The following is a 17,500-nucleotide window of genomic DNA, read 5'->3' as shown; positions in this document are numbered from 1 at the left end:
ACTTCTTGTACCGTTTCATCATGTAGTCGCTTTAAGAGTTGCGGGATATTAATGTCTTCCGGTCCAATTCCCTCCATAGGAGAAATCGCACCACGTAACACATGATATACACCTTGATACTCTTTCATTTTTTCCATCGCGATTACATCTTTCGGTTCTTGCACGACACAAACAACTGATTGATCTCGATGTGAATCATTACAAATATAACAAGGATCACGATCAGTAATATGTCCGCATACAGAACAGTACGCTAAATCTCGCCTCGCATTTACAAGTGCTTTCGCGAAACCTAACACATCATCTTCTTTCATATCTAATACGAAAAATGCCAATCGAACCGCTGTTTTCGGTCCGATACCTGGCAACTTCATAAAACTATCGATTAGTTTTGATATTGGTTCTGGATAATGCATGTATCAATATCCTCCTAGAACATTCCACCTGGTAAGTTTAAGCCTTTTGTAAATTTACCCATTGTAGAGTTTGAAAGCTCATCAGCCTTTTTAAGTGCATCATTTGTTGCAGCTAATACTAAGTCTTGTAACATTTCGATATCTTCTGGATCTACAACTTCCTCTTTAATCTTCACTTCAAGAATTTGCTTGTGACCATTTGCAATAACTGTAATCATTCCGCCGCCAGCTGTACCTTCAACTGTTTTTTCACCAAGCTCTTCTTGTGCTTTCGCCATGTCCTTTTGCATCTTTTGCATTTGTTTCATCATGTTATTCATATTTCCCATTCCGCCACGCATCATAATTAATTCCTCCTAATTATTATTACTCTTTTATTTCAATGAGTTCTTGCCCTACTAACTTCACTGCCTCTTCTATAAGAGGGTCTTCCTTTTTCTCCGGGCTTTCTTCAGACTCTCCACCTTCACGTTGTAAAAAGTCTTCACGGATTTTACCCCATTCACTTTTTGGAATGGCAATCATATTTAACCTTTTACTTAGCAATTCAAATAAAGCTTGTTCTACTGTATCCATAGCTTCTCGATTTTCGCTCGCCATCTTACAGTGAATCTCATATTGAAATGCTAAAACGTAAGTGTCATCTGAAGCTGCCACTGGTTCACTATTTTCAAGCAAAACGGCAAACGCTACTTTGTTATATGATTTGAGTCTTCCTAACAACTCACCCCATACAGCTTTTAATTGTTCTAAATCTTGACGCTTCGCTTGTTTTAATACTTCATTTACACGTCCAACAGGAATTTTCATACTTCCTGTTCGTACCGGTTTTGGTGTTGCACGTGTCTCTCTTACTTCCTGTTGTACACCTGCTGGCACACCGTTCTTTTTGACTTGCTCTAACTCTTTCTCCAGTTGCTGCATCCTGTTCATAATTGCTTGCAAACGATCTGTACCATTTGCTTGCATCATAAACTGTTGACACAATTGCACCATAACAACTTCTAAGAAAATACGCGGATGATTTGTCCACTTCATTTCCTGTTGTCCCTTACTAAGGGTATGAATAATCTCATAGATCACTTCCGGTTGCATTTCTTCACTCAACTTACGGAATTGATCATCTACAATTACTCGTTCCAACATATGTTCTAGTTGTGGTGAAGTTTGATATAAAAGCATATCACGATAATAGTAAATGAAATCCTCCATAAAACGAACTGGATCCTTCCCTTTACTCATCATTTCATCTATGATTTGCAATGCTCTTGATACATCATTTTCACGTATGCACTCTACTAAATTGCCTAAGTATTGCTGAGAAACAGATCCTGTTACGGCCAATACATCTTCTGTCGTAACAATCTCATCACTATAAGATATAGCCTGATCAATAAGACTAAGCGCATCACGCATACCACCTTCGGCAGCACGCGCAACAATTTGTAATGCTTCACCTTCCACTTGCGTACCTTCATTTGTCACGACCGTTGATAATCTCTCAACAATATCATTCACTGATATTTTTCGGAATTCAAAGCGCTGACAACGTGAAATGATTGTAGGTGGGATCTTATGAGGTTCTGTTGTCGCCAAAATAAAGATAACATGTCCTGGCGGCTCTTCTAAGGTTTTTAAAAGCGCATTGAATGCACCCATAGAAAGCATGTGAACTTCATCAATAATGTATACTTTATATTCTACAGCACTTGGAGCGTATTTTACTTTATCTCTAATATCTCGAATTTCATCTACACCGTTATTTGAAGCCGCATCAATTTCTAATACATCTGAAATGGATCCTTGTGTGATTCCTAAACAAGAAGGACATTCATTACAAGGTTCAGCTACCGGAGCATGTTCACAGTTAATTGCTTTTGCAAATACTTTTGCAATTGTCGTTTTTCCTGTTCCCCTCGGGCCAGAAAATAAATAAGCATGTGAAACTTTCTCTTGAAGAAGGGCATTTTGCAACGTTTTTGTCACGTGCTTTTGACCGACTACATCTTCGAACTTTTGCGGTCTCCATGTTCGGTATAACGCTTGGTATGACACGAAAATACGGCCTCCCTCAAAGGTTATTATCTCATTTATTATAACCCATTCTGTTTATAGATTCCAAAAGTTATTTTCTATACAAAAAACTCACCTTTGTATTAAGATAATATGAAGCGACCTCCTAGATTATCAAGTCAGGGATTTTAACCCATAATAATGAATGAAAACATTATGAATGGGGTTATACCCTATGATAATAGGAGGCCACTATGGAAAATATAATCTATATTGGGATGGATGTCCACAAGGAAAGTTTTAGCTTATGTGCACTACACGGAACAACTGGGGAAATTGTAAGAGAAGCACGATGTGCTTCAAATGTATCTCTCGTAAAAAAATTCGTTGAGAAACTGAAAACAAAATATGGTGAAGATATAAAAATTAAAGCTGGATATGAGGCTGGTTGTTTAGGGTATTCACTTCATAATCTTCTTGAACAAAATGGAATTGATTGTGATATTTTAGCTCCCACAACAATGTACAGTTCATCAAAAAATAAAATGGTTAAAAATGATAAATTCGATGCCAAAATGATTGCTCTTAATTTAGCAAATGGCACCTATAAAGAAGTATATGTTCCAGAAGAAGAGGATGTTGCCGTGAAAGAGTATATCCGCATGTTAGGTGATTTTAAAACATCTTTGAAAAAAATAAAACAACAGATAAAAGCATTCCTTTTAAGGCATGGCTATGTGTATGAAGGGAAATCAAGCTGGACAATCGCTTATATGAAATGGTTAAAGAATCTTGATCTACAAGGATTATTCAAAGAAACGTTAGGCGAATACCTATTACAGTATGATGTTCTAGTCGATAAAATTGAGCGGTTCAGTCTGAGATTAGAAGAATTATCTCATCGTGAAAGGTACGAAGAACCAATCGCAAATTTAAGATGCTTAAAAGGTATAGATACAACATCGGCAATGACTGTTCATGTGGAAATTGCAGACTTCACTCGTTTTCCCACGGCTAAAGCATTTATGGCTTATGTAGGATTGACACCAAGCGAAAGCTCAAGTGGAGAAAAAATCAGTCGACGTTCGATTACAAAACAAGGAAATTCGACCGTTAGGTCTACTCTTGTAGAATGTGCAAATGCGTTGGTAAAAGGAACAATCGGATTAAAATCGAAGCGAGTGAAAGCAAGACAAAAAGGGCAACGAAGCGAAGTGATTGCTTATGCGGATCAGGCTGTAGAAAGGTTACAAAGAAAATATTATCGCATGATATATCAAGGGAAACCTAGAAATGTTGCCGTTACAGCTATCGCAAGAGAACTGGGGTGTTTTATATGGGGATTAGAAACAGGTAAAATTCACCGAAAATAAAGAGGGAAGGATATGAAGTTGATTGATTCATTCATAGTTAGAAACCAAAGGTATCAATTGATGGCATAGATGAGCTTCAGAGATAGTGAATTACAGGTCTGGCTATCTATGACTCACCTCTTCTGGCATGGCTGAAATTCTGATAAACAAGCTATTTATTAGAATTTGAAAAGGTGTGATCCACGCAGTGAGATTATAAGAGCCTAACGACGAACCATTAACCTGAGGTAACCAATCCACGAATAACAGAGTGGTTAACTGTCGATAGATCTTATTTCTGAAGCTTTTGTATGCCATCAAGAAAAATATTATGGGTGAAAAACTATTGACAAAGGTCACTTCATAACAGGTGAGTTTTGTATACATATATAACTGCCGTGCACCCTCCGTCGATTACGTACCATAAGCGTTACTCAAGCAGTTAGCTCGGTTCAGGCACTCCTGCGGCACACGAGAAGACCCGCTTATTGCTGCTTCCTTCCGGACCTGACAAGGTTCACGGGGTCCCGTTGCGCAGGACCCAAACGTCAACACCACTTACTTAAGGCAGACCTTACAGCAACATAACCTCGAGAGGGGATTCGGCCTCGCTAGAGCGGATTGCGAGTATAGGGCACCGCTACCTCCCCGCTTAGCACGGCAAAGTTAAAACCAATATTCGGTTGCCTTCATTAAAGGCATTATCAGTATAACTTGTTTCTTTAGAAAATGCAAATACGTTAGTTCCCAGTATTCTTCTCTAATTTTTTTATTGCTTTTCTTTTTTTACGAAGCTCTCTAAAAAAGTTTGTTAACAACGTACCGCATTCTTCCTCTAGTACACCAGATACTACTTCACATTGATGATTGAAGCGTTCATCCGTTAAAAGATTCATCAATGTCCCTGCACATCCGCCCTTCGGATCACTTGCACCATATACAACTCGCTTCACTCGTGATAAAACAATTCCACCCGCACACATTGGACAAGGTTCTAATGTTACATACAATGTTGCATCTTCTAAACGCCATGTCCCTAATTTTTTACATGCATCATCTATCGCTAGCAACTCAGCATGAGCTATTGATCTTTGCTCAGTTTCCCTTAAATTATGGGCAACACTAATTACCTCACCATCTAACACTATAACTGCTCCAATTGGTACTTCCTGTATTTCCTCTGCCTTTTTAGCTTCTTCTATCGCTAATTGCATAAAATAAATATCTTGATCTTGTTCCATAACATAGTCCTTTCATTACAAATAAAGTACACTTATTTCCATTTACTACACAGGGGATAACTTTTACAAATTCAATCCACCCTAAAAGAAAAAAGAGAGGGGATTACATATGAAAAATACCGCCTTGCTCATTATCGATATGATTAATGACTTTCAATTTTCCCACGGACCCATTCTAGCTAAAAAATGCGAAACTATAACAAACCCTATTTTACAATTAAAGAAAAAAATGAAATCCTTCGGCTATCCTATAATTTACGTTAATGACCATTATCAACTTTGGAGATCTGATATCGACCAACTTATTACTCATTGCACAAATGAATATAGCGAAAATATAATCCATAAGATTGCTCCAAGTTTTGATGAGTACATTTTTATTAAACCACATTATTCCGCTTTTTATGAAACACCTTTAAATTCATTACTAGGTTATTTAAAAATAGAAAATCTAATATTAACAGGGGTTGCCGGAAATATATGTATCCTATTTACAGCTAATGATGCTCATATGAGAAATTATAAATTGTATGTACCACAGGATTGTATCGCCTCTAACAACGACCAAGATAATATACATGCTTTAAAAATAATGGAAACTACATTGAAAGCAAATATAACATCATCAACCAAAATAAAATTTAATTAATACATATATCTATTTTCTAACTTTTTATATCAAATTAACCCGCTCGCTTCCCTCTTGTGCTACAATAATTCTGTTTTGTGTTTTTAGTAGTCACGGTAAATCACTGATTGAAAGGAGGAAACAGCGTGACCGGAGTACCATTTATCACGGTTGAAGGACCAATTGGTGTTGGAAAAACTTCACTTGCGAAGGAAATTTCAACTCACATGCAACTCCACTTACTAAAAGAGATTGTTGATGAAAATCCCTTTTTAGGAAAGTTCTATGAAGACATCGACGAATGGAGTTTTCAAACAGAGATGTTCTTTCTTTGTAATAGATACAAACAATTAGAAGACATTAACATAAAGTACTTGAATCAAAGGAAACCAGTAGTAGCGGATTACCATATCTTTAAAAATTTAATTTTTGCATCCCGCACATTAAAAGACTCTCAATATGACAAATACATGCAAATTTATCGTATCCTTACACAAGATATGCCTGTGCCAAATGTCATTGTTTATTTAACAGCTAGCCTAGAGACATTGCAAAAACGAATCGCCATGCGCGGAAGAGAATTTGAAAAAAACATGGATCCAAATTACTTACTACAGCTCACAAAAGATTATGAAACAGCAATGGATGCTTTTAAAAAAGATCATCCGGAAATACCAGTATTGAAATTTAATGGCGACGATATGGATTTTGTAAAAAATCCTGATGATTTAAACGTTATCCTATCTGCCCTTCAAAATACTCTCTTAAAGGAGTCGAAATAATAATGAATTTAAGGCAAAAATATGATATACCCAATGACGCAGTAATCACTATCGCCGGAACAGTAGGTGTGGGTAAATCAACTATGACAACTGCATTAGCTAATGCTTTAGGTTATCGCACATCATTTGAAAAAGTAGATTCCAATCCATATTTGGACAAGTTCTATGCGGACTTCACTCGCTGGAGCTTCCACCTACAAGTGTACTTTTTAGCAGAACGATTTAAGGAACAAAAAAGAATTTTTGAATATGGTGGCGGTTTTGTTCAAGATCGTTCCATTTACGAAGACACTGGAATTTTCGCAAAGATGCATCATGAAAAAGGAACAATGACGGAAACTGATTATGAAACATACAAAGGTTTATTTGACGCTATGGTCATGACTCCTTACTTCCCTCATCCAGACTTATTAATTTACTTAGAAGGTTCTTTCGATGATATTGTCGATCGTATTCAAGAACGCGGGCGCCCAATGGAACAGCAAACACCAATTGAGTACTGGAAAGAAATGCATGGACGTTATGAAAACTGGATTAACAACTTTAATTCATGCCCTGTATTACGCTTAAATATTAATGAGTACGATATTTTAAAAGATGGTGATTCAATCGAACCAATCATAAAAAAAATTGGCCATTTTTTAAAACAAACACGTAAACTTGTAAAATAAAAAACCCGTGCATATGCACGGGTTTTCCTATTAAATTACTTCTTCTTTGTTGGAGCAATAATTTCACTCTCAGGTTTTCCTGCGTTAATGCGCTGACGAACAGTACTTGTACTAATATCGTATGCTTCAGCAATCTCTTTAACAGTCATTTCTTTCCCGTTAATTACTGCCGTTAATACTTTACCTGTACGTTTTGGAGCTGCTTCTTTCTTTACAGCTGCTTTTTTAACTTGTTTTGGCGCCTCTACTTTACTCGTAGCTGGTTTTACATCACAAGTACAACCACAAAGTTTACGGAATGTATCATCACTAATAATGCGTGATACGTTTGCACCACTGTTTAAAATTCTATTGTTCTTACAGACAGGACATTGTACATAATATAAAGTTTTTCCATCTAAAGGAAACGTTTGTATAATAAGATCCATGTTGACTCCTTTCATATCTATGAAGATAATCATCGGAATATGAGTGTGTAATAAGGACAAAATTACCTTACACCATACTTTATGATTGGTTTTAAAATAAAAACTCGTTACGTGTTGGTAACGAGTTCTCCAATCTCCACTTATATGCGCTGTTGTCAATTATATCTGGAGGAGGTAGAGGGATTCGAACCCCCGCGCGACTCTCGCCGCCTGTCGGTTTTCAAGACCGATCCCTTCAGCCAGACTTGGGTATACCTCCATATTGACATCAAATATAATATCAAAAGAAAAACAGTTAGTCAACCCTACTAAAATAAATTATGAGGAAAGGAAAATTTTACTTTCCCCTTCCTACATTACAGTACTGACAACGCTCATAATTACCAATCACTCATACCGATGAATGTTTAAATTTACTTAATAACTGTTTTTCCTCCCATATAAGGGCGAAGAACTTCTGGAATTATAATTGTACCATCTTCTTGTTGGTAGTTCTCTAAAATAGCTGCAACCGTACGTCCAATTGCAAGACCAGATCCATTTAATGTATGAACATGTTCTGGTTTTCCATTTGGTTCACGGCGGAAACGGATATTTGCACGTCTCGCTTGGAAAGCTTCAAAATTACTACAAGAAGAAATTTCACGATATGTGCCATAGCTTGGAATCCATACTTCAATATCGTATTTCTTCGCTGCTGTAAATCCTAAATCGCCTGTGCACATGCTCATAACGCGATATGGCAACTCTAATAATTGTAACACGCGTTCTGCATCATTTGTTAACTTTTCTAACTCTTCATAAGAATCTTCTGGTTTTACGAACTTCACAAGCTCTACTTTATTAAACTGATGCTGGCGAATTAAACCACGTGTATCACGTCCAGCTGAACCTGCTTCAGAACGGAAGCAAGAGCTAAATGCAGCATATCTTATAGGCAATTGCTCTTTATTTAAAATCTCATCACGATGCATATTCGTTACAGGTACTTCAGCTGTTGGAATTAAGAAGTAATCTTCACTTTCAATACGGAATGCATCTTCTTCAAACTTTGGAAGTTGTCCTGTTCCTGTCATACTTGCACGGTTTACCATATATGGAGGTAATACTTCTTCATATCCATGCTCATCAGTATGAAGATCAAGCATAAAGCTAATTAAAGCACGCTCTAATCTTGCACCAGCACCTTTGTAGAATACGAAGCGGCTTCCTGTTACTTTCCCAGCGCGTTCAAAATCTAAAATTCCTAAATCAGTAGCAAGATCCCAATGTGGTTTTGGCTCATAAGTAAATTCTTTCACTTCTCCCCAAGTACGTGCTACTACATTATCATCCTCTGTTTCACCAACTGGAGCAGATTCATGAGGGATATTTGGAATAGATAACATTAATCTTTCTAAGTCTTCTTCAACTGTACGAAGTTCGTTATCAAGATCCTTTACTTTTTCTCCAACTTCACGCATTTCTAAAATTAGAGCTTCTGCATCTTTCTTTTCACGCTTCAATACAGAGATTTGTTGAGATACTTCGTTACGTTTACTTTTTAGTTCCTCTGTTTGAACAAGTAGTTCTCTTCTTCTCGTATCCAATTCTTCAAAACGACCAAAATCAGTTAAATCTTCGCCTCTATGCTGTAATTTCGCTTTTACTTCTTCAAAGTTTGTACGTAAAAATTTAATATCAAGCATTGTATACTCCTCCTTTTATTTTATAAAACACAAAAAACTCCCGTCCCTATATAAAGGGACGGGAGTTAACCCGCGTTGCCACCCTAGTTGAAAGCATTACCGCTTTCCTCTCAAGTAGAAATAACGGCTCTTCACCGGGAATGCTTACTAATCCAAAAGATATTCCACATTCCATTCCAGGATGGATTCACAAACTGTTTCTATCGATTTCCACCAACCATCGACTCTCTATAAGAAACGACATTTGTTACTATTTCCTATCAACACGCTTATTTTATAAAATTGTTACCATCAATTTACTATAATCTTATACAAGTTGCAAGTTACTTATACAACTTTTTTCATTTTCGCTTCTTTTACCATTTCAACAAAGTATGCTGTTACACGATGATCATCTGTTAATTCCGGATGGAATGAAGCAGCTAAAAACTGTTTTTGTCTTACCGCTACCATTCGGTCACCATGTTTAGAAAGCACTTCAACATTATCAGCTACTTCTACAACATACGGCGCACGGATAAATACACCAACGAAGTCTTCACCCACGCCTTCAATTGAAAGCGCAGCCTCAAAACTATCCTTTTGGCGTCCGAACGCATTACGCTCAACTGTAATATCCATAGCCCCAATATGTGCTTCTTCATAGCCAATAAGTGTTTTCGCAAGAAGAATCATCCCTGCACATGTACCAAACATTGGTTTACCAGACTTTGCAAATGTACGAAGTGGTTCCATGAAAGCATACTTATCAATAAGACGGCGCATTGTTGTACTTTCACCGCCCGGTAAAATAAGACCATCAATCTCTTCAAGTTGCTCTATACGCTTTACAACAACAGCTTCTGCACCACTTGCTTCAACTGATTTTACATGCTCACGAACTGCACCTTGAAGACCTAGTACACCGATTTTCACCATTTTAAAGTTCTCCTTTAATTACCATCCACGCTCTTGCATGCGTTGTTCTGGTAATAACGTTGAAATTTCGACACCCTTCATTGCATTACCTAATCCTTTAGAAAGGCTTGCAATTAGTTCGTAATCTTCATAATGAGTCGTTGCTTCAACAATTGCACGTGCAAATTTCTCTGGGTTTTCTGATTTAAAGATACCAGATCCAACAAATACCCCATCAGCACCAAGTTGCATCATTAATGCTGCATCTGCTGGTGTTGCTACACCACCTGCCGCAAAGTTTACAACTGGTAAGCGACCAAGACGTTTAATTTCAAGTAATACTTCGTAAGGAGCGCCAGTATTTTTTGCATATGTCATTAACTCATCTTCACGTAGACTCGCAACTTGACGGATTTCTGCATTGACTTGGCGCATATGACGCACTGCCTCTACAATGTTTCCTGTTCCTGGTTCACCTTTTGTACGAAGCATAGATGCACCTTCTGCAATACGACGTGCAGCTTCTCCGATATCACGGCAACCACATACAAATGGAACTGTGTAATCACGTTTATTTAAATGGTATACTTCATCAGCAGGAGTTAATACTTCACTCTCATCGATATAGTCTACCCCTAATGATTCTAATACACGTGCTTCTACAAGGTGACCGATACGGCATTTTGCCATAACCGGAATTGACACCGCACCCATAACTTCTTCAACAATTGTTGGGTCTGCCATACGAGAAACGCCACCTGCTGCACGAATATCTGCTGGTACACGCTCTAATGCCATAACGGCAACTGCGCCTGCCTCTTCTGCAATTTTTGCTTGTTCAGCGTTAACTACGTCCATAATAACGCCGCCTTTTTGCATTTCTGCCATTCCACGTTTTACACGTTCTGTCCCTGTTACATTTGTCATGTACAAAAACCCCCCTAGGTGAATTGCTTTCCCCCGTTAAAGGCGAAAATTAAGAATACTCTTACATTCTACCACTAACTATCAGATGCTTGTCTACTACTTTTTCATAAAGTCGGTATGAAAAATAGGAATAAAAAAAAGCTCCTATCGTGAGGAGCTTTTAAAACCAACCTTTTACTGTATCAACAGCACTATTCCACATACCACTAAAGAATGAACCAATTCCGCGCATAGCACGAGTAAACCAGTTTGCTTCTTCTACTTCAGATGTCGTTACAAGATCCACTTGCAGTGACTTACCAGTTAAAAATCCAGGGTCGTTTGTATCTTTTGGCGTAATTACCATTTGACCAAGCGCAGCTCCCTTTTTAATAGGTGCTTCTTGTCCCTTACTTGATTCTTTTAATTCTGTTTTATAAACATCTTTACTTCCTTTTGGCACTGGAAGTGAAATAGCTTGTTTCGTTTGAACTGCTACATCTTTATCTTTCGCATTTTCTACTCGTACTGTTTCTTGTCCTTTTACTGAAGAACCTTTTTTATACATTTGTTTCACTTCAAAGTTAGCAAATCCATAATCATATAGCTTCTTTGTTTCATCAAAACGTGCTGTATGAGAACTTGTTTTAATAACTACAGAAATAAAACGCATTCCGTTTCTTTCAACCGTACCAGTGAAGCAATCTCCTGCTTCTGGAGTTGAGCCTGTTTTTAGGCCATCTACGCCATCATATTCTTTAACTAAGCCCTTTAACATCCAGTTCCAGTTCGACATTCCAAACTTCTCTTTTTCTGGACGGAATTCTTTTTTAGGGATTTTTGCTGTATCTAACACTTTTGGATAATCTTTAATTAAATGTTGTGCTAAAGTTGCAACATCCTTTGCAGACATTTTATTTTCTTCATCCGCTGTTGTTCCTTCAGGATGCATTCCCTTTAAATCTTTATTCGTTAAACCTGTAGAATTGACAAATTTATAATTTTTTAACCCTAGTTCTTTCGATTTGTCATTCATCATTTTTACGAAGTCTACTTCTTTACCTGCAATTGCTTCTGCTAATGCAATTGTTGCACCATTTGCAGAAAAGATTGCCATTGCTTCGTATAACTCTTTTACTGTATAAGAGCCACCATTTTCTAATGCAACATTTGATAATGAAGCATCTTGTGAAACCTTATATGCATATTCAGAAACCTTAATTTTCTGGTCCCACTTAAGTTTTCCTTTATCCACTGCTTCGTGAACTAAATATTCACTCATCATCTTTGTCATACTAGCAATGGATAATAATTCATCTGCATTCTTTTGATATAAAATTTTCCCAGAATTCGCTTCTACTAAAATTGCCGCACCTGCTTCAATGTTTAAAGCGGCTCCTGTTTCAGCTGATGCATTGCTATATGGCATAAAAATGCTACAAGCTAGTGTAAGCACTGTTACCAAAGCAATGAATCTTTTGCAAAACATACCTTTCACTTTTGCTACCCCCAATATCTATGTACTCACATAACCGTTATTCTAACATAATCAAAAAAAAATAGACAGAGATATCAAATCTCTGTCTATTTGTATATAAGACATTATAATGAGTAGTTTGGAGCCTCTTTTGTAATTTGTACGTGATGAGGATGACTTTCACGTAAGCCAGCACCTGACATACGAATGAATTGTGCATTTTCGCGTAAGAATTCTAAATCCTGTGCTCCGCAATATCCCATACCTGCACGTAAGCCACCAACTAATTGGTGAACTGTATCTGCTAAAGGTCCTTTATATGGCACTCGTCCTTCAATACCTTCTGGGACAAGCTTTTTATTACCTTCTTGGAAGTAACGATCTTTACTTCCTTTTTCCATCGCACCGACAGAACCCATACCACGATACACTTTAAATTGACGACCTTGGTAAATTTCAGTTTCTCCAGGGCTTTCTGCAACACCTGCAAACATGCTACCTAGCATAACAACATGTGCTCCTGCCGCTAAAGCTTTCACCATATCACCAGAGTACTTAATACCACCATCAGCAATAACTGGAATACCGTGTTTACGAGCTTCTGTTGCACAATCATAAACTGCAGTTAATTGTGGTACACCAACACCGGCTACAACGCGTGTTGTACAAATAGAACCTGGTCCAATACCAACTTTAACTACGTTTGCACCAGCTTCAATTAATGCTTTCGTTGCTTCAGCAGTAGCAACATTTCCAGCGATAATATTTAGTGATGGGTATTTAGCACGAACTTCTTTTACCTTATCAATAACACCTTTAGAATGTCCATGTGCTGTATCAAGTACAATTGCATCTACACTAGCTTTTACTAATGCATCGATGCGAAGCATAGCATCCGCTGTTACACCAACTGCTGCTCCAACTAATAAGCGTCCTTGCTTATCCTTAGCAGAGTTTGGGAATTCAATTACTTTTTCAATATCTTTTATTGTAATAAGCCCTTGTAATACACCGTTATTATCAACAAGAGGGAGTTTTTCAATTTTATACTTTTGTAGGATCTTTTCAGCTTCTTCCAGTGTAGTACCAACTGGAGCTGTAATTAATTGTTCTTTTGTCATTACGTCAGAAATTTTGATTGAGTAGTCTTGGATGAAGCGCATATCACGGTTTGTAATAATACCAACTAATTTTCGCTCATCTAAATTATTTACAACCGGTACACCTGAGATACGATATTTTCCCATAAGATGTTCTGCATCATATACTTGATGTTCTGGAGTTAAGAAGAAAGGATCTGAAATAACGCCGCTTTCAGAGCGCTTTACTTTATCAACTTGCTCTGCTTGTTGCTCAATAGACATATTCTTATGAATAATTCCTAAACCACCTTGGCGAGCCATTGCAATAGCCATGTCAGCTTCTGTTACTGTATCCATTCCTGCACTAATTAACGGGATGTTTAGCTGTAAGCTTTCAGATAAAACTGTTTTAACACTTACTTCTCTTGGTAATATATCTGACCTAGCTGGTACAAGTAATACATCATCAAAAGTCAAACCTTCTTTAACAAATTTAGATTCCCACATAATTGTTCCCCCTATGATACCAGAAATTATTATTAGTAGCTTATCAATTGGTTAAAATACTGTCAAGGACGTATATATATGTTAGAATTTTTAGACAATAAAAGGAGCGTAATATATGCATCAAACATCTTGTACTTGGCAGCAGTTAAGTTTCTTTTTTTCATCTCAAAACGTACAACGTTATCTTGCCCGTTGTTATGAAAAATCCTCTATTCAGGATGCAGAAAAAAAAAGTTTTGAAAATTGTTATCCCTTTATTTATTACTTAGAACACGGGAAAAATTATTATGAATTATATAAGACAGCTCCATTTTCCATTCAACCAATGTTGTTATTTTATGGAATTAGTCAACTGTTTAAAGCATGCCTACTAACTATTGACCCTAACTATCCTGAATCCACTACTGTTTTAGCTCATGGCGTTACAACTCGCAAACGAAAAAAACAAGGGTATCAATTTTTAGAAGATGAGGTGAAGGTACAAAAAAACGGATTGTTTACTCATGTTGCAGAACAACTGTTTCACATGAAACACTTAGAAGCAGAAAAATTTAACATGTTAGAACTAATGGGAAATATTCCAGAATTACAAAATTTATTTCGTTATAGTCAAAAAGGATCAACTTTATATAAAATTGATTCAACAATTAAAAATGAGCTCTCCTTTTCAGTCAACCTACTAGATCGATTACATATGACTAAAGAGAGATTTTCTCGTTACATTGAAACATCTTGTAAGCATTTATCAATACAACACGTACCTGAGAAGACTAATGAATCGAATTTACTTTTTACAGCGCCTATTCAATCATGGAATCCTATGTACAGTACTCCTTTATACTATGAACATCTTACTAATACTTATTATTTGCCACTTACGACTGACCCTAGAAATCCTAAGCCAATATTACCTGAACTCCTCATTCATTATTTATTGCTCTATAATTTAAGCATGATTTCTAGATATGAAACAGATTGGTGGTATGACTTACTTGGAAGTTATGGTTCTGAAGATTATCCATTTATTTATCAATTTCTAAGTATTTCTGCTCAAAAAATCCCTTACTATATTTCAAATTTTTTATTAATGGAACCAAATCTATTTCATGGGAAATAAAAAAACACAAGTCAAATGACTTGTGTTTTTAGTTGCTTGGCGACGTCCTACTCTCACAGGGACAAGGTCCCAACTACCATCGGCGCTAGAGAGCTTAACTTCCGTGTTCGGTATGGGAACGGGTGTGACCTCTCTGCCATCATCACCAAACTATGAAGGCATATTCCTTCAAAACTAGATAACATTGCTACATATTATATGGTTAAGTCCTCGATCTATTAGTATTCGTCAGCTCCACATGTCACCATGCTTCCACCTCGAACCTATCAACCTGATCATCTTTCAGGGATCTTACTAGCTTACGCTATGGGAAATCTCATCTTGAGGGGGGCTTCATGCTTAGATGCTTTCAGCACTTATCCCTTCCGCACATAGCTACCCAGCTATGCCCTTGGCAGAACAACTGGTACACCAGCGGTGCGTCCATCCCGGTCCTCTCGTACTAAGGACAGCTCCTCTCAAATTTCCTACGCCCACGACGGATAGGGACCGAACTGTCTCACGACGTTCTGAACCCAGCTCGCGTACCGCTTTAATGGGCGAACAGCCCAACCCTTGGGACCGACTACAGCCCCAGGATGCGATGAGCCGACATCGAGGTGCCAAACCTCCCCGTCGATGTGGACTCTTGGGGGAGATAAGCCTGTTATCCCCGGGGTAGCTTTTATCCGTTGAGCGATGGCCCTTCCATGCGGAACCACCGGATCACTAAGCCCGACTTTCGTCCCTGCTCGACTTGTAGGTCTCGCAGTCAAGCTCCCTTATGCCTTTGCACTCTACGAATGATTTCCAACCATTCTGAGGGAACCTTTGGGCGCCTCCGTTACACTTTAGGAGGCGACCGCCCCAGTCAAACTGCCCACCTGACACTGTCTCCCGGGTCGATAAGACCCGTAGGTTAGAATTTCAATACAGTCAGGGCGGTATCCCACCAGCGCCTCCACCGAAGCTAGCGCTCCGGTTTCAATGGCTCCCGCCTATCCTGTACAAACTGTACCAAAATTCAATATCAGGCTACAGTAAAGCTCCACGGGGTCTTTCCGTCCTGTCGCGGGTAACCTGCATCTTCACAGGTACTATAATTTCACCGAGTCTCTGGTTGAGACAGTGCCCAAATCGTTACACCTTTCGTGCGGGTCGGAACTTACCCGACAAGGAATTTCGCTACCTTAGGACCGTTATAGTTACGGCCGCCGTTTACTGGGGCTTCAGTTCAGAGCTTCGCTTACGCTAACCCCTCTCCTTAACCTTCCAGCACCGGGCAGGTGTCACCCCCTATACTTCGCCTTACGGCTTCGCAGAGAGCTGTGTTTTTGCTAAACAGTCGCTTGGGCCTATTCACTGCGGCTTTCCGTTAAGAAAGCACCCCTTCTCCCGAAGTTACGGGGTCATTTTGCCGAGTTCCTTAACCAGAGTTCTCTCGCACACCTTAGGATTCTCTCCTCGCCTACCTGTGTCGGTTTGCGGTACAGGCACCTTTTATCTCGCTAGAAGCTTTTCTTGGCAGCGGGGAATCAAAGACTTCGCTCCATAAGGAGCTTCCCCATCACAGCTCAGCCTTTACGATAAGCGGATTTGCCTACTTATCAGCCTAACTGCTTGGACGTGCACAACCAATCGCACGCTTCTTCTATCCTTCTGCGTCCCTCCATTGCTCAAACGATAAAGAGGTGGTACAGGAATATCAACCTGTTGTCCATCGCCTACGCCTGTCGGCCTCGGCTTAGGTCCTGACTAACCCTGAGCGGACGAGCCTTCCTCAGGAAACCTTAGGCATTCGGTGGACGGGATTCTCACCCGTCTTTCGCTACTCATACCGGCATTCTCACTTCTAAGCACTCCACCAGTCCTTCCGGTCTGACTTCACTGTCCTTAGAACGCTCCCCTACCACTGATACCATTGGTATCAATCCGCAGCTTCGGTGGTGTATTTAGCCCCGGTACATTTTCGGCGCAGAGTCACTCGACTAGTGAGCTATTACGCACTCTTTAAATGGTGGCTGCTTCTAAGCCAACATCCTAGTTGTCTAAGCAACTCCACATCCTTTTCCACTTAATACACACTTTGGGACCTTAGCTGGCGGTCTGGGCTGTTTCCCTTTTGACTACGGATCTTATCACTCGCAGTCTGACTCCTAAGGATAAGTCATTGGCATTCGGAGTTTGACTGAATTCGGTAATCCGATGAGGACCCCTAGTCCAATCAGTGCTCTACCTCCAAGACTCTTACACTTAAGGCTAGCCCTAAAGCTATTTCGGGGAGAACCAGCTATCTCCAGGTTCGATTGGAATTTC

The 17,500-nt window shown here is 38.8% G+C and carries 15 protein-coding genes, 1 tRNA gene, 2 rRNA genes, 1 other RNA gene and 1 other annotated feature (2 of these 20 running past the window's edge); of the genes, 5 read left to right on the top strand and 14 right to left on the bottom strand.

Translation table 11 applies throughout. The annotated features are described in order from the left end of the window. The 3 genes in view from recR to dnaX are tightly spaced (at most 25 nt apart) and all read right to left on the bottom strand, a layout consistent with a single transcriptional unit that may run on beyond the window. Nucleotides 1-416: the 5' portion of a recombination protein RecR gene (gene recR / locus MHH55_RS28325; RefSeq protein ID WP_078187370.1), read on the bottom strand. The gene continues 181 nt to the left of window position 1, outside the view; only the first 416 of its 597 coding nucleotides appear in the window; its start codon is at nucleotides 414-416; the stop codon falls past the left edge of the window. A 14-nt stretch (nucleotides 417-430) separates the two neighbouring features. Continuing rightward, the gene (locus MHH55_RS28320) at nucleotides 431-757 is read right to left on the bottom strand and encodes a YbaB/EbfC family nucleoid-associated protein (protein ID WP_014894853.1); all 327 of its coding nucleotides are present in this window, start codon (nucleotides 755-757) and stop codon (nucleotides 431-433) included. A 25-nt stretch (nucleotides 758-782) separates the two neighbouring features. Beyond that, nucleotides 783-2,471, bottom strand: coding sequence for a DNA polymerase III subunit gamma/tau (gene dnaX, locus MHH55_RS28315; protein WP_000121587.1), 1,689 nt, complete (start codon nucleotides 2,469-2,471; stop codon nucleotides 783-785). Nucleotides 2,472-2,683: 212 nt separating this feature from the next. Here dnaX and MHH55_RS28310 point away from each other — a divergent pair, with 212 nt between their 5' ends. Beyond that, on the top strand, nucleotides 2,684-3,802 hold the full coding sequence (locus MHH55_RS28310; RefSeq protein WP_340880263.1) for an IS110 family transposase: 1,119 nt from the start codon (nucleotides 2,684-2,686) through the stop codon (nucleotides 3,800-3,802). Nucleotides 3,803-4,177: 375 nt separating this feature from the next. Here MHH55_RS28310 and ffs read toward each other — a convergent pair. Both ffs and tadA read right to left on the bottom strand, forming a co-directional pair. Then, an RNA gene (ffs, locus tag MHH55_RS28305) (signal recognition particle sRNA large type) lies at nucleotides 4,178-4,442 on the bottom strand. Between the two features lie 79 nt (nucleotides 4,443-4,521). After that, the gene (gene tadA / locus MHH55_RS28300) at nucleotides 4,522-5,022 is read right to left on the bottom strand and encodes a tRNA adenosine(34) deaminase TadA (RefSeq protein WP_000434329.1); all 501 of its coding nucleotides are present in this window, start codon (nucleotides 5,020-5,022) and stop codon (nucleotides 4,522-4,524) included. A 109-nt stretch (nucleotides 5,023-5,131) separates the two neighbouring features. Here tadA and MHH55_RS28295 point away from each other — a divergent pair, with 109 nt between their 5' ends. The 3 genes from MHH55_RS28295 (at nucleotide 5,132) to MHH55_RS28285 (ending at nucleotide 7,103) form a co-directional block, all read left to right on the top strand. Continuing rightward, a complete protein-coding gene (locus MHH55_RS28295) occupies nucleotides 5,132-5,671 on the top strand; it encodes an isochorismatase family cysteine hydrolase (protein ID WP_000798724.1) in 540 nt (179 codons plus the stop codon). Between the two features lie 125 nt (nucleotides 5,672-5,796). After that, nucleotides 5,797-6,432 (top strand): deoxynucleoside kinase, encoded by a 636-nt coding sequence (locus MHH55_RS28290; RefSeq protein WP_000148218.1) that lies wholly within the window; start codon nucleotides 5,797-5,799, stop codon nucleotides 6,430-6,432. Nucleotides 6,433-6,434: 2 nt separating this feature from the next. Then, complete coding sequence (locus MHH55_RS28285; protein ID WP_001053585.1) at nucleotides 6,435-7,103, top strand: deoxynucleoside kinase; 669 nt, start codon at nucleotides 6,435-6,437, stop codon at nucleotides 7,101-7,103. Nucleotides 7,104-7,138: 35 nt separating this feature from the next. On the opposite strand, the gene MHH55_RS28280 is transcribed toward MHH55_RS28285, so the two are convergent. The 7 genes from MHH55_RS28280 to guaB all read right to left on the bottom strand — a co-directional run bounded on the left by MHH55_RS28280 (nucleotide 7,139) and on the right by guaB (nucleotide 14,088). Then, nucleotides 7,139-7,531 carry a DUF3797 domain-containing protein gene (locus MHH55_RS28280; RefSeq protein WP_000364193.1) on the bottom strand — a complete coding sequence of 131 codons (393 nt, stop codon included), beginning with the start codon at nucleotides 7,529-7,531 and terminating at the stop codon, nucleotides 7,139-7,141. A gap of 166 nt (nucleotides 7,532-7,697) precedes the next feature. After that, nucleotides 7,698-7,790 (bottom strand) — tRNA-Ser (locus MHH55_RS28275). Between the two features lie 154 nt (nucleotides 7,791-7,944). Further along, nucleotides 7,945-9,219 carry a serine--tRNA ligase gene (serS, locus tag MHH55_RS28270; RefSeq protein ID WP_000884187.1) on the bottom strand — a complete coding sequence of 425 codons (1,275 nt, stop codon included), beginning with the start codon at nucleotides 9,217-9,219 and terminating at the stop codon, nucleotides 7,945-7,947. 51 nt (nucleotides 9,220-9,270) lie between these two features. Beyond that, nucleotides 9,271-9,492, bottom strand: a binding site (T-box leader). A 54-nt stretch (nucleotides 9,493-9,546) separates the two neighbouring features. Next, nucleotides 9,547-10,137, bottom strand: a complete 591-nt coding sequence (pdxT, locus tag MHH55_RS28265) for a pyridoxal 5'-phosphate synthase glutaminase subunit PdxT (RefSeq protein ID WP_074555739.1) — start codon at nucleotides 10,135-10,137, stop codon at nucleotides 9,547-9,549. A gap of 18 nt (nucleotides 10,138-10,155) precedes the next feature. Next, nucleotides 10,156-11,043 (bottom strand): pyridoxal 5'-phosphate synthase lyase subunit PdxS, encoded by an 888-nt coding sequence (pdxS, locus tag MHH55_RS28260; protein WP_000186165.1) that lies wholly within the window; start codon nucleotides 11,041-11,043, stop codon nucleotides 10,156-10,158. 160 nt (nucleotides 11,044-11,203) lie between these two features. Next, a complete protein-coding gene (gene dacA / locus MHH55_RS28255; protein ID WP_124749816.1) occupies nucleotides 11,204-12,511 on the bottom strand; it encodes a D-alanyl-D-alanine carboxypeptidase DacA in 1,308 nt (435 codons plus the stop codon). 113 nt (nucleotides 12,512-12,624) lie between these two features. After that, entirely contained in the window at nucleotides 12,625-14,088 is a 1,464-nt protein-coding gene (guaB, locus tag MHH55_RS28250) for an IMP dehydrogenase (protein WP_000264088.1), read from the bottom strand. 115 nt (nucleotides 14,089-14,203) lie between these two features. On the opposite strand from guaB, the gene MHH55_RS28245 reads away from it, so the two are divergent. Next, the gene (locus MHH55_RS28245) at nucleotides 14,204-15,205 is read left to right on the top strand and encodes a YaaC family protein (protein WP_000554287.1); all 1,002 of its coding nucleotides are present in this window, start codon (nucleotides 14,204-14,206) and stop codon (nucleotides 15,203-15,205) included. Nucleotides 15,206-15,239: 34 nt separating this feature from the next. Here the strand turns inward: MHH55_RS28245 and rrf are convergent. Beyond that, nucleotides 15,240-15,355 (bottom strand): 5S ribosomal RNA (rrf, locus tag MHH55_RS28240). A gap of 48 nt (nucleotides 15,356-15,403) precedes the next feature. Then, nucleotides 15,404-17,500, bottom strand: a 23S ribosomal RNA gene (locus MHH55_RS28235) (it continues 825 nt past the right edge of the window).

Origin of the sequence: Bacillus sp. FSL K6-2944, from assembly GCF_038005385.1 — a bacterium.
In the GTDB taxonomy this organism is placed as follows: domain Bacteria; phylum Bacillota; class Bacilli; order Bacillales; family Bacillaceae_G; genus Bacillus_A; species Bacillus_A cereus.
The sequence above is the reverse complement of the archived record's forward strand: the minus strand, read 5'-3'. Positions and strand labels throughout refer to the sequence as shown.